The 12,589-nt window shown below is 61.5% G+C and carries 15 protein-coding genes; 11 read left to right on the top strand and 4 right to left on the bottom strand.

Annotated elements, in window-relative coordinates; translation table 11 throughout:
* Nucleotides 1–212: 212 nt before the first annotated feature.
* The 3 genes from FHL16_RS13035 to FHL16_RS13025 are packed head-to-tail and all read right to left on the bottom strand — an operon-like array spanning nt 213 to nt 1,843.
* A complete protein-coding gene (locus FHL16_RS13035) occupies nt 213–470 on the bottom strand; it encodes a cytochrome C oxidase subunit IV family protein (protein WP_077748428.1) in 258 nt (85 codons plus the stop codon).
* Between the two features lie 10 nt (nt 471–480).
* Nucleotides 481–1,068 (bottom strand): cytochrome c oxidase subunit 3, encoded by a 588-nt coding sequence (locus FHL16_RS13030; protein WP_077748427.1) that lies wholly within the window; start codon nt 1,066–1,068, stop codon nt 481–483.
* Nucleotides 1,052–1,843, bottom strand: a complete 792-nt coding sequence (locus FHL16_RS13025) for a CbbQ/NirQ/NorQ/GpvN family protein (protein WP_010460176.1) — start codon at nt 1,841–1,843, stop codon at nt 1,052–1,054. The genes FHL16_RS13030 and FHL16_RS13025 overlap by 17 nt, the downstream gene beginning before the upstream one ends.
* Nucleotides 1,844–2,042: 199 nt before the next feature.
* Between FHL16_RS13025 and nirS the strand changes: the two genes are divergently transcribed.
* The 11 genes from nirS to FHL16_RS12970 all read left to right on the top strand — a co-directional run bounded on the left by nirS (nt 2,043) and on the right by FHL16_RS12970 (nt 11,082).
* On the top strand, nt 2,043–3,734 hold the full coding sequence (gene nirS, locus FHL16_RS13020; protein ID WP_077748426.1) for a nitrite reductase: 1,692 nt from the start codon (nt 2,043–2,045) through the stop codon (nt 3,732–3,734).
* 24 nt (nt 3,735–3,758) lie between these two features.
* Nucleotides 3,759–4,073: a c-type cytochrome gene (locus FHL16_RS13015; RefSeq protein WP_042932083.1), complete on the top strand. Its 315-nt coding sequence runs from the start codon at nt 3,759–3,761 to the stop codon at nt 4,071–4,073.
* A gap of 19 nt (nt 4,074–4,092) precedes the next feature.
* Entirely contained in the window at nt 4,093–4,416 is a 324-nt protein-coding gene (locus FHL16_RS13010; RefSeq protein WP_017338897.1) for a c-type cytochrome, read from the top strand.
* Nucleotides 4,413–5,591 carry a cytochrome D1 domain-containing protein gene (locus tag FHL16_RS13005; RefSeq protein WP_077748425.1) on the top strand — a complete coding sequence of 393 codons (1,179 nt, stop codon included), beginning with the start codon at nt 4,413–4,415 and terminating at the stop codon, nt 5,589–5,591. The genes FHL16_RS13010 and FHL16_RS13005 overlap by 4 nt, the downstream gene beginning before the upstream one ends.
* Nucleotide 5,592: 1 nt before the next feature.
* Nucleotides 5,593–6,051 carry an Lrp/AsnC family transcriptional regulator gene (locus FHL16_RS13000; RefSeq protein ID WP_077748424.1) on the top strand — a complete coding sequence of 153 codons (459 nt, stop codon included), beginning with the start codon at nt 5,593–5,595 and terminating at the stop codon, nt 6,049–6,051.
* Nucleotides 6,048–6,563, top strand: a complete 516-nt coding sequence (gene ahbB, locus FHL16_RS12995; protein ID WP_077748423.1) for a siroheme decarboxylase subunit beta — start codon at nt 6,048–6,050, stop codon at nt 6,561–6,563. The genes FHL16_RS13000 and ahbB (FHL16_RS12995) overlap by 4 nt, the downstream gene beginning before the upstream one ends.
* Nucleotides 6,556–6,999 (top strand): Lrp/AsnC family transcriptional regulator, encoded by a 444-nt coding sequence (locus FHL16_RS12990; protein WP_010460162.1) that lies wholly within the window; start codon nt 6,556–6,558, stop codon nt 6,997–6,999. Before ahbB (FHL16_RS12995) ends, FHL16_RS12990 begins: the two co-directional genes overlap by 8 nt.
* Nucleotides 6,974–7,477 (top strand): siroheme decarboxylase subunit beta, encoded by a 504-nt coding sequence (ahbB, locus tag FHL16_RS12985; RefSeq protein ID WP_077748422.1) that lies wholly within the window; start codon nt 6,974–6,976, stop codon nt 7,475–7,477. The genes FHL16_RS12990 and ahbB (FHL16_RS12985) overlap by 26 nt, the downstream gene beginning before the upstream one ends.
* A 26-nt stretch (nt 7,478–7,503) precedes the next feature.
* Nucleotides 7,504–8,682 (top strand): heme d1 biosynthesis radical SAM protein NirJ, encoded by a 1,179-nt coding sequence (gene nirJ, locus FHL16_RS12980; RefSeq protein WP_077748421.1) that lies wholly within the window; start codon nt 7,504–7,506, stop codon nt 8,680–8,682.
* 70 nt (nt 8,683–8,752) lie between these two features.
* Nucleotides 8,753–9,592 (top strand): uroporphyrinogen-III C-methyltransferase, encoded by an 840-nt coding sequence (gene cobA, locus FHL16_RS12975; RefSeq protein WP_077748420.1) that lies wholly within the window; start codon nt 8,753–8,755, stop codon nt 9,590–9,592.
* Nucleotides 9,589–11,082 (top strand): nitrite reductase, encoded by a 1,494-nt coding sequence (locus FHL16_RS12970; protein ID WP_077748419.1) that lies wholly within the window; start codon nt 9,589–9,591, stop codon nt 11,080–11,082. The genes cobA and FHL16_RS12970 overlap by 4 nt, the downstream gene beginning before the upstream one ends.
* Nucleotides 11,083–11,742: 660 nt before the next feature.
* On the opposite strand, the gene FHL16_RS12965 is transcribed toward FHL16_RS12970, so the two are convergent.
* Entirely contained in the window at nt 11,743–12,486 is a 744-nt protein-coding gene (locus FHL16_RS12965) for an SDR family NAD(P)-dependent oxidoreductase (protein ID WP_077748418.1), read from the bottom strand.
* Nucleotides 12,487–12,589 lie beyond the last annotated feature (103 nt).

Below are 12,589 nucleotides of genomic sequence, written 5' to 3'. Positions count from 1 at the left end.
GATAGGAAGCGAAGGGTTGGAACCTGCTTGATGGCGATCAAGAAAGTCAGATGGTTTTGGTCGGGTATTACTGACAACGCAGATCGAATGTGGGAGCGAGCCTGCTCGCAAAGGCAGAGTGTCAGTCAACTTGGATGTTGAATGTGACGGCTCCTTCGCGAGCAGGCTCGCTCCCACGTTAAAAGTTGTGCTGTTTTACGGGCTGTATTCCTTCAGCGGACCACCTCCAGCGTCAGGCCTACAACCGTCGCCAACACCAGCGCCCAGCTCAACATCAACCGGCGCCACAGTCGCGGTGCGTGGCGCATCTCCATGAAGCCGTCGGTAATCAGCCACGCCTTGCCCACCGCCACCAGCAAGATGGCCATCGACAGCAGCGATGTCGCGCCAACGTGGGCCAACACCACCGTGCACACACTTAACGTGGCAAGCGCCGCCCAACAGACGAGCAATACCCTGGAAACAGACATGAGAACCTCGTCAACTCAGCACGTAGACCAGCGGAAACAGCATGACCCAGATCAGATCGACCATGTGCCAATAGAGCACGCCGGATTCAAACCCGCTGCGCTTGCTGGCGTCGTACAAGCCACGGCGACAGCGCTCCGCGAGCCACCCGAGAATGACCATGCCGAGCAGTACGTGGAGAAAATGAAAACCGGTGAGGATCCAGTAGAGGGTGAAAAAGGTGTTGTGCTCCATGCCCAGCCCCGAGGCGAGCAAGTGCCGATATTCCGTGAGTTTCAGCACCACGTAGACACTGGCGGCGAGTAACGCCATCAGCAGGAAGACCGCACCGTGACGCGGCCGCGAGTGCCTGACTTGCTCTTGCGCCAACGCGGCGAACAGCCCCGCAGTGAGCAGGCTCAGGGTCATCGCCAACCCGGTTGAGGTGTTCAGCAACAGGCGGCTTTCACTGAACATCTGCGGTTTGAGCGCTTGGGTCACGGCGAACGCCAGGATCAGGATGGCGAACACCGACAGCTCGGCCAGAATGAAAAACCACATCGCCAGATCGCCCGGCAAGTGACGGCGCAAGACGCCCGCGGACTCAGCCGAAGTGGACATCAACCACGTCCATCAGCGCGGCAACGGTCAACGGATCGTCGCTCAGCGGCTCGGCCAGGCAGGCCATGCAGGCCTCACGCGGGCTCATGCCGGAGCGGATCATGCGCGCGGTAAAGATCAGCAGCCGCGTTGAGGCGACCTCTTCCAGATCATGTTGATCGAGCCGGCGCAGCGCCTGGCCCAACCGCACCACTTGCGCCGCCAGCGCGGTGTCCACCTGGGCTTCCCGGGCCACGATACGTTCTTCGTCGGCCACCGGCGGATAGCCGAAACGCATCGCCACGAAACGTTGGCGGGTGCTGGGTTTCATGCCTTTGAGCAGGTTCTGGTAACCGGGGTTGTAGGAGACCACCAGCATGAAGGACGGCGGCGCCTTCAGCACTTCGCCGGTGCGTTCCAGGAACAGTTCACGACGATCATCGGCCAATGGATGCAACACCACCACGGTGTCCTGACGCGCCTCGACCACTTCGTCGAGGTAACAGATGCCGCCTTCACGCACCGCGCGGGTCAGCGGTCCGTCCTGCCACCAGGTGCCCTGGGCACCGATCAGGTGGCGTCCGATCAGGTCGGCCGCGCTCAGATCGTCATGGCAAGCCACGGTGTACAGCGGCAGTTTCAGCCGATGGGCCATGTGCTGGACAAAGCGGGTCTTGCCGCATCCCGTCGGGCCTTTGATCAGCACCGGCATGCCGTGTCGCCAGGCTTGCTCGAACAGCGCCTCCTCATTGTTGAGCGGTTGATAGAAGGGTTCGCAAGACGGGTTACGGTCCATGGGCTGCCTGTTCCAAAAGCGGATTCAAGGAACACGCTACGGGCCCCTGCGACAACCTGGCAAGTGAGATGGCCGGCAAACTTGATCGTCGTCAAGCGAACATTGGCCTGCTCGGGCATAGCCTTGCACGGCACTAAGAACCTGCGTTCTGTGCTGCCGTTTCAGCACATCGCAAAGGTCTTGCCTGAGGAGAAATGGAATGCTGATCAGCAATAGAAAAACGTTTGCCCTGACCCGCGCTGCATTGTGTTCGTCACTGGCCCTGGTGGTGGGTCATGCCGCCAGCGCTGAAGAGCCCGCCGCAGTGGTGGCCAACCTGCCCATGGTTAAAACTGCTGGCGCTCCCGACATGAGCCAGGCCGAGTTCGACTCATCCAAGGAAATCTATTTCCAGCGCTGCGCAGGCTGCCACGGCGTTTTGCGCAAAGGAGCCACGGGCAAACCGCTGACGCCGGACATTACCCAAAGCCGCGGGCAACCATATCTGGAAGCCTTGATTACCTACGGGTCACCGGCGGGCATGCCGAACTGGGGGACGTCCAATGCGCTGACCAAGGATCAGATCACGGTCATGGCCAAGTTCATTCAGCACACGCCGCCGACGCCACCGGAATGGGGCATGGCCGAGACGCTGAAAACCTGGAAAGTGTTGGTCAAACCCGAAGATCGTCCGAAGAAGCAGCTGAGCAAACTCAACCTGCCGAACCTGTTTTCGGTGACGTTGCGCGATGACGGCAAGATCGCCCTGGTCGACGGTGACAGCAAGAAGATCGTCAAACTCATCGAGACCGGTTACGCGGTGCACATCTCGCGGATCTCTGCCTCAGGCCGCTACCTGCTGGTGATCGGTCGAGACGCCCGGATCGACATGATCGACCTGTGGCCGGTGGAGCCGACCAAGGTCGCCGAAGTCAAAGTGGGCATCGAGGCGCGCTCGGTCGAGACCTCCAAGTTCAAAGGCTACGAAGACAAATACACCATCGCCGGTTCTTATTGGCCGCCGCAGTTCACCATCATGGATGGCGAAACCCTGGAGCCGAAGCAGATCGTTTCGACCCGCGGCATGACCGTCGACAAACAGGAATATCACCCCGAGCCTCGGGTCGCAGCGATCATCGCCTCCCATGAATGGCCGGAGTTCATCGTCAACGTCAAGGAAACCGGCAAGGTCATGCTGGTCAATTACCAGGACATCAAAAACCTCACTGTCACCTACATCGATGCCGCGCCGTTCCTGCATGACGGCGGTTGGGACAGCACGCACCGCTACTTCATGACCGCCGCCAACAACTCCAACAAGGTCGCCGTGATCGACTCCAAGGAGCGCAAGTTGACCGCACTGGTGGACGTCGGCAAAACCCCTCACCCGGGTCGCGGCGCCAACTTCAACCACCCGACCTATGGCCCGGTCTGGGCCACCAGCCATCTGGGTGATGACGGCATCTCGCTGATCGGCACCGACCCGACAAAACACCCGCAATACGCCTGGAAGCAGGTCGCCTCGCTCAAGGGTCAGGGCGGTGGATCGCTGTTCATCAAAACCCATCCCAACTCCCGTCATCTGTACGTCGATACCACCCTCAACCCGGATACAAAACTCAGCCAGTCAGTGGCGGTGTTCAACCTCGACAAACTCGACGCCGGCTACACCGTGCTGCCCATCGCTGAATACGCGGGCATCAAGCAAGGCGCCATGCGCGTCGTGCAACCGGAATACAACAAGGCCGGCGATGAAGTCTGGTTCTCCGTGTGGAGTGGCCAGGCAGACGAGTCGGCGCTGGTGGTGATCGACGACAAAACACTGAAGCTCAAGTCAGTCATCAAGGACAAGCGACTGATCACACCCACCGGAAAGTTCAACGTCTACAACACCCAACACGACATCTATTGAGCTCCATCAATGCAAGGAAACACCATGAAAAATACTCTGTTTTCACTGTTCGCCCTGACCGCTGCGCTGAGTGTGCAACCGGCCATGGCCCAAGACGCGCTGGAGCTGTTCAAGAGCAAACCCTGCGCAGCCTGTCATTCCATCGACACCAAGATTGTCGGCCCTGCGCTCAAGGATGTAGCGGCCAAGAACGCTGGCGTACCCGGAGCCGTGGACACCCTCGCGAGCCACATCAAGAACGGTACACAAGGCAACTGGGGGCCGATGCCCATGCCGGCCAACCCGGTGACTGAAGAAGAAGCGAAAACGCTCGCGACTTGGGTACTGACACTCAAATAACCGCCAGGAGGGCGTCTTGATGGTGTATCGACACGCTGTGATTCTGGCGGCCCTCCTCCTCATTTGCGCAACCGCGGTTGCGGCGCCGGACGCCCAGCGTCAGGCGCAACTCGAACACCTGCTGACCCAGGACTGCGGTGCCTGCCATGGGCTGCACCTGACTGGCGGGCTAGGCCCCGAACTGACGCGCGCAGCGCTGGCCGGCAAATCCAGGGACAGCCTGATTGCCACCGTCACCCAAGGCCGGCCCGGCACCGCGATGCCCGGTTGGGCCCCGTTGCTCAGCCCCGGCGACATCCGTTGGCTGGTCGATCTACTTCTCCAGGGATATCCCGCACCATGATCCGTTCAATCCTGCTGTCAGCGGCGACCGGGCTGTTGTTGTCCGCTTGCGTTCAGCCACCAGTGCGTGGCACCGGCGACTTGGGCCTGGTCGTGGAGCGCGCCACCGCCAGCGTACAAATCATCGAAAGCGACACCCACACCGCGCTGGCCCGACTCGAGGGTTTGGGCGATCTGTCCCATGCCTCGGTAGTGTTCTCCCGTGACCAGCGCTACGCCTATGTGTTCGGGCGCGACGGCGGGTTGAGCAAAATCGACTTGCTGACCTGGCGTATCGACCATCGCGTCATCCAGGGCGGCAACAGCATTGGTGGCGCCATCAGTCAGGACGGCAAGCTGATCGCCGTGTCCAACTACGTGCCCGGCGGGGTCAAGGTCTTTGATGCCGACACCCTGCAACTGGTGGCCGATATTCCGGCCACGCCCCTGGCCGATGGCAGCAAGCGCTCCCGGGTGGTCGGCCTGGTCGACGCGCCGGGGCAACGTTTTGTCTTCAGCCTGTTCGATACCGGCGAGATCTGGACCGCCGATTTCAGTCAGGGCAGCACACCACAAATCAGCCGTTTCACCGGCATTGGTGAGCAACCCTACGATGCCTTGATCACCCCGGACGGACGCTATTACATGGCCGGCCTGTTCGGTGAAGACGGCATGGCGCAACTCGACCTCTGGCATCCAGAACGCGGCGTGCAGCGAGTACTCGGCGATTACGGACGCGGTCAGGCGAAACTCCCGGTCTACAAGATGCCGCACCTGGAAGGCTGGGCCGTCGCCGATAACCAGGCCTTCGTGCCCGCCGTCGGCCGGCATCAAGTGTTGGTGATGGATTCACGCACCTGGCAGCAGACCGCCGTGATTCCGGTGGCCGGCCAACCGGTGTTCGTCACATCGCGCCCGGACGGTCGGCAGCTGTGGGTCAATTTCGCCTACCCGGACAACGATCAGGTTCAGGTCATCGACACCGAAACCCACGCCGTGGTCGCCGATCTGCGCCCCGGGCCAGCGGTGCTGCACATGGAATTCACCGCACGCGGCGACCAATTGTGGCTGTCATTACGCGACGGTGATCAGGTCCAGGTCTGGGATCCATACCGCCTGAAGCTGCTGAGCACCCTGCCCGCCAGAGCACCGAGCGGCATCTTCTTCAGCAGTCGCGCGCAGAAAATGGGGTATTGAAATGGACCTTGAACGACTCAGCCGCCAACTCATCGACCGCTTTCAGCACGGCATGCCGCTGTGTCCGTCACCGTACAAGGAGATGGCCAGGATTCTCGGTTGCCGCGAATCCCAGGTGATGGCCTGCCTGGAAGAAATGGATCAGGCCGGCACCCTTTCACGCATCGGCCCGGTGTTCGAACACAGCCGCGCCGGGGCCAGCACCCTCGCCGCCCTCGCCGTGCCCGCCGACCGCCTGCAACAGGTGGCCGAGCGCGTCAGTCAGTACCCGGAGGTCAATCACAACTACGCACGGGAGCATTTCTACAACCTGTGGTTTGTGCTGACCGGCCCTGATCGCCAACACATCGACCGCGTGCTCAAGGAACTGGAGGACGACACCGGCCTCATGCCGCTGGACCTGCCGATGTTGACCGCCTACCGCATCGACCTGGGCTTTGCCCTGGGAGAAAACTCATGACACCAGGATTGAACCCCAAACAAGCATTGGCGTTGCGCCAGCACCTCGAAGGCGGGTTGCCGCTGGTGTCGCGCCCGTATCAGGCTCTCGCCGAACGGCTCAACGCTGACGAAAACCAGGTACTCGAACAGATGCGCCAATGGAGCGAGCAAGGGCTGTTTCGCCGTATCGGCCTGGTGCTGCACCATCGCGCACTGGGTTTTACCGCCAACGCCATGCTGGTGCTGGATATTCCCGATGCGCTGATTGACGAAGTCGGCCAGCGCCTGGGGCGAGCGCCCGGCATCAACCTCTGCTATCAACGGCCCCGGCGCCTGCCGCAGTGGCGGTACAACCTGTTTTGCATGGTGCACGGGCGTCAACGTGAGCAGGTTGAGGCGCAGATCCAGGCGTTGTTGGAGGAGCATCTACTGAGCGACCTGCCCCATCAATTACTGTTCAGCACCCAGGTCTTCAAACAGTGCGGCGGCCGTTTTGCGCCCTCGCGCACCGGAGTACCGACCCATGGATGACCTCGACCGCCGACTGATCAACCGTTTGCAATTGGGCTTGCCGCTGGTGCGCCACCCCTGGCGGGTATTGGCGGCCGAACTGCAGAGCAGCAGCACTGAACTGCTCGACCGATTGCACACCCTGCTCGCTGATGGCGTGCTCACACGCTTCGGCCCGATGTTCGACATTGAACGGCTGGGCGGCGCCTTCACCCTCGCCGCGTTGGCGGTGCCGGAAGAACGTTTCGATGACGTCGCCGAACAGCTCAATGGCCTGCCGGAAGTGGCGCACAACTACCGACGCGAACACGCCTGGAACATGTGGTTCGTGCTTGGCTGCGCGACCGAAGAAGGCATCGCAGAGACGCTGCAGCGCATCGAAACCCTGACCGGCCTGCCCCTGCTCAACCTGCCTAAGGAGGAGACTTACCATGTCGGTCTGTATTTCCCGGTCTGAAGACACCCTCGCCCAGCGTCTGATTGCGTTGACCCAGGCCGGTCTGCCGTTGCTGGATGACCCGTGGGCGTGGCTCGCCGAACAACTGGAATTAAGCATCGAATCCACCCTGGACCTACTTAAGCGCTTGCAGGCCGAGGGCGCGATTCGGCGCATTGCCGCCGTACCCAATCACTACCGACTGGGCTATCGCCACAACGGCATGACGGTCTGGGATGTGCGCGACACCGACATAACGCGCCTCGGCGCGCTGATCGGCGCGCAGCCTTTCGTGAGCCACTGCTATCGCCGCCCGCGCCGAACCGGATGGCGCTACAACCTGTTCGCCATGGTGCATGGCCGCAGCCGCGATGAGATCAACAGCTACCGCGAGCACCTGCGCTATTTGTTGGGCGAGGCCTGTGTTGCCGACGAGATGCTGGTGAGCAGCCGCATCCTGAAGAAAACCGGCTTGCGATTACCTGTCGCTTCGCACTGAACACGCCCTGACTCAAGGAGAGTTGCATGTTGAGGATCAGCCAATACCTGCGTGCGCTGGCAGGCCAGGCGCCTGCACCCAGAACCAGCCCACCGGGCAGTAACCGGGCGCCGGTGGTGATCTGGAACCTGCTCAGGCGCTGCAACCTGACCTGCAAACATTGCTACGCCACCTCGGCCGACAGTGTCTTTCGCGACGAACTGGATACGGCCGCCGCGCTGACCGTGATCAACGATTTGCACGATGCCGGGGTGAAGGTATTGATTCTTTCCGGTGGCGAACCGCTGTTGCGCGAGGATCTGTTTGTGCTCAGCGCCTACGCCCGGGCCAAAGGTTTCTTTGTGGCCTTGTCCACCAACGGCACGCTGATCGATGAGCAGAACATTGCGCAGATCAGCGCAGCGAATTTCGATTACGTCGGCATCAGCATCGATGGACTGGAAGCCACCCATGACGCTTTCCGCCAACTCAAGGGCAGCTTCGCCCGCTCCATGCAGGCGATCCGGCTCTGTCGCGAACAAGGCATTCGCGTCGGGCTGCGCACTACCCTGACCCAGGAAAACCATCCGCAGTTACCCCAATTACTGGCGCTGATGCGCGAGTTCGACGTGCAGAAGTTTTATCTGTCGCACCTCAACTACAGCGGTCGCGGTAAACGCAGTCGCAAACTCGACGCGCACCAGCAGATGAGCCGCGAGGCCATGACGTTGATCTTTGAGCGAGCCTGGGAAGACATCCAACAGGGGCGCGACAGCGATTTTGTCAGCGGTAACAACGATGCCGATGCCATTCTGCTGCTGCAATGGGCAGCCCTGCGTATTCCCGAGCATTACCCACGCCTGGAAAACATGCTCCGCGCCTGGGGTGGCAACGCCTCCGGCAGCGGCATTGCCAATATCGACAACACCGGCGAAGTGCACCCGGACACCTACTGGTGGCAGCACTCGGTGGGCAATGTCCGCCGCACGCCGTTCCGCACGTTGTGGCTGGATCAGCCGGATGCCCTGCTGTTGCGCCTGCGTGAGCATCCCCGCGCCGTCGGTGGTCGTTGCGCGCAATGCCGCTGGTTGCCCATCTGCAACGGCAACACCCGCACGCGAGCCTGGGCCGAGGGTGATTTGTGGGGCCAGGACCCCGGCTGCCACCTCAGCGATGACGAAATCGGTGTTACGCCGTCAACGAACATCCCTTGCATCACCCACTGAATAGCCCGTCCGGCCAACCACCTGACAAAGGCTGGGGCCGGCCAACCTGATGAAGCACCAAGGACGTCCCATGCCTCCATCAATTGCTATACCGGCCACACTTGAGTCGCCGTTCCGGCCGGGCGAAGTTGCCCTGGTCGGCGCCGGCCCCGGCGATCCACGCCTGCTGACCCTGCGCGCCTGGAGCCTGTTGATGCAGGCCGACGCCGTGGTGTACGACCGGCTGATCAGCCCCGAACTGCTGAACTTGATTCCCCTGACCTGCGCTCGGCATTACGTCGGCAAGGCCAGTGGCTGCCACAGCCTGCCCCAGGAACAGATCAACGAGCTGCTGGCCGACCTCGCCGATCAAGGGCAACGCGTGGTCCGGCTCAAGGGCGGCGACCCGTTCATTTTCGGTCGCGGTGCCGAGGAGCTGGAGTACCTGCTGCAACGCGGCATTGATTGCCAGGTGGTGCCGGGAATCACCGCCGCTTCCGGCTGCAGCGCCTATGCAGGCATACCGTTGACCCACCGCGATCTGGTCAATTCCTGCCGGTTCATCACCGGCCATTTGCAACGCGATGGCGAGTTGTCGTTGCCTTGGAGCAGCCTCGCCGACAGTAGCCAGACGCTGGTGTTTTACATGGGCTTGTCGAACCTGGGGATCATCGCTCAACGCTTGATCGAAGCCGGGCTGTCGGCCGACACACCGGCGGCGCTGATCAGCAACGGCACGCGACCCGACCAGCACGTCGCCCGCGGCAAGCTGCACCAATTGCCGACCCTCGCGCTGGATTGTCCACCGGGTATTCCGACACTGACGGTAATCGGCTCAGTGGTCGATATGTTTGACGCAGAACAGCTGGAATACCCGGCGCGACTCTACCCGACCCAAGCCCTGCTACGTCGCGCCAAGGTGGCGATATGAGGCGCATCGTACTTGCCCACCTGTTAGGGGTCAGTGCGGCCCAGGCCGGCGCAGCAGTGCCGGCACTTGAACACGCGGCGCAACTCTATCAGCAGCATTGCCAGAGCTGTCACGGTATCAACCGTCTCGGCGGCGCAGGGCCGGCGTTGTTGCCTGAGAGCCTCAGCCGGATCAAACCTGATGAAATCCGCAGCGTGATTCAAAACGGTCGCCCCGCGAGCCAGATGGCCAGCTATGCCAACGTGTTCAGCCCCGCGCAGATCGACGCGCTGGTGGATTACCTTCAGCAACCGCCCGCCACCCCGCCCACCTGGAGCAATGACGACATACTCGGCAGTTACTCGATGCTCGCGGACCTGAGCAAACTGCCCTCCACGCCCCAGCACGGCGCCGACCCGATGAACCTGTTTGTGGTGGTAGAAGCTGGCGACCATCACATCGACATCCTCGACGGTGACCGATTTGAGGTGCTCGCGCGGTTCGCTTCGCACTTCGCCGTGCACGGCGGACCGAAGTTCTCGCCCGACGGGCGCTTCGTCTACTTCGCTTCCCGTGACGGCTGGATCAGTCTGTATGACTTGCACAACCTGAAGCTGATCGCCGAGGTCCGCGCCGGCCTTAACACCCGCAACCTGGCGGTGAGCAAGGATGGACGCTGGGTGCTGGTGGGCAACTACTTGCCCGGCAACCTGGTGGTGCTCGATGCTCGCGATCTGTCGCTGGTCAAAACCATCCCGACCATCGGTCAGAACGGTACCGCGTCACGGGTCAGCGCGGTTTACTCCGCCCCGCCGCGCGACAGTTTCATCGTCGCACTCAAGGACGTGAAGGAAGTCTGGGAGCTGTCCTGGGCGGGCACACCGGATTTCGAACCCCAGCGGATTCCTGCCGGGGATTTTCTCGATGATTTTTCCTTTTCGCCGGACTACAAACAGCTGCTGGCCACGTCGCGCAAGGCCCAGGGCGGCCAGGTCATCGACCTCGACAGCGGCAAGGTGGTCATCGACATACCGCTGCCGGGCATGCCGCATTTGGGCTCGGGGACCTATTGGAAACGCAACGGTGAATGGGTGTTCGCCACGCCGAATATCAGCAAGGGTCTGATCTCGGTCATCGACTTCAAGACCTGGAAACTGATCAAGGAAATTCCGACCCTGGGGCCCGGGTTTTTCATGCGCAGTCATGTCAACTCGCGGTATGCCTGGACCGATGTGTTCTTCGGGCCGGACAACGATGCGATCCACCTGATCGACAAACAGACCCAGGAAATCGCCCACACACTGCGCCCGGTCCCCGGCAAAACCGCCGCTCATGTTGAGTTCACTCGCGACGGCCGCTACTTGCTGCTGAGCATCTGGGCCACCGATGGCGCGCTGATCGTCTACGACAGCAACACCCTCCAGGAGATCAAACGCATTCCGATGAACAAGCCTTCGGGCAAGTACAACGTGGGGAACAAGATTGAGTTTGCCGAGGGGACTTCGCACTAGGCTTTGGGGGTATATCCGTTTCTTTGGTAACGGCGGCTATTGGTTTCGCTTTTACCCCTTTCGTTCGGAGGCTCGCCATACACTCGCTCCGGTCCTGCTCCGTGGGCCTCTCGAGGGGGCGACTACCGCAAAAACACTGCGAGGCGGCCTACCGGCCGGCCTGTATCTTCAAGCGTACGCATTCCCCTGTGGGAGCGAGCCTGCTCGCGATGAGGCCCTGTCAGTCGACATCAATGTTGAATGTAAGTCCGCCTTCGCGAGCAGACTCGCTCCCACAGTTGGATTTTTGGCGGGCATGACATAGAGGTCCACCGCCGATGCCCCTGACAGACATCAGGTCGGCTATCAGGCCGCCTCGCTTTGGCTTTTGATCTGGCTTTTGAACTTGATCTTGATCTGCCCCGTCGGAAGGCCGAGCGCAGGTTCTGCGCAGTGGGCACCGCGGCAAGGATGCCGCGGTAGCCGCCCCCGGCCATGGATGGCCGATGGCGGCGGGCCCACGGAGCAGGACCGGAGCGAGGGCATGCCGAGCCTAGGCGAGGCACCGTACGTCAGGGGCGAAAGCGTTTGGTTACTTGGCGCTTTTCCAAGTGACCCGCTGTAAAAGCGGAATCAATAGTAGCCGTTACCGCAGAAACGGATATGTACCCCGAACGGACTTCAGCCCAAGGTGTAACCGTTATCAACCTTCCAGTCCTGGCCGAAAACACCCCGAGCCCCCTGCGACAGCTGAAAAACAATCACATTGGCCACCGCCGCCGCATCAAGAAAATGCCCCGGCAACAGACGTTTACCAAGCGTGTCGGCAACATCGTCAAGCTCCCCATCGCTCAACCCCAAGTGATCCCACATCGAGGTAGCCGTCGGTCCCGGCGAGACCAGATTAATGCGCACATCAAAGCTCGCAAACTCCACCGCCAACGTCCGCGCCTGAGCCGCGAGCGCCGCCTTGCTGGCAATGCAAGCGGCCAACCCGGGAAAGCTCGATCCGGTCAGGAAGCTCCCGACAAACACCACCGAAGCCGGGCTCGCCAATTCACCGCGTAACGCCGCCAGGGTGTTCAACGCCCCGGCGCCGTTGACCGCCCACTGACGCTGGAAGGCCTGCATATCCAGGCTGTCGGCCATCTCGGCGACACCCGCGTTAGGCACCAAATAGTCCACGGGGCCCATCGCCGCAGCGCGCTCGGCCAGTTCGCTCAGGTCTTGCTGACTTGTGACGTCCCCGGCAAACCACTGCAACCGCTCGCCGTAGATCTGCTGCAAGGCCGGCAATTCACCGAGGGTCCGTGACATCGCCAGCACCTTGACCCCGCGCGGTAACAGCGCGGCGCACAGCGCAAGGCCGATCCCGGAGCTGGCACCTGTGACCACCGCCAAACGATCTTGAAACTCGGTTTTCATCATTTTCTCCTGGGCATCACGGATGCCAGCACTGAGGACGTAGCGAGCCCTATCTTTGAGCAGGAGACAAAAAAACGACTTGACGGCGATCAGGCTTTTAAAA

It is taken from the genome of Pseudomonas sp. FSL W5-0299 (assembly GCF_005930655.1).
Taxonomy (GTDB): domain Bacteria; phylum Pseudomonadota; class Gammaproteobacteria; order Pseudomonadales; family Pseudomonadaceae; genus Aquipseudomonas; species Aquipseudomonas mandelii.
The sequence above is the reverse complement of the archived record's forward strand: the minus strand, read 5'-3'. Positions and strand labels throughout refer to the sequence as shown.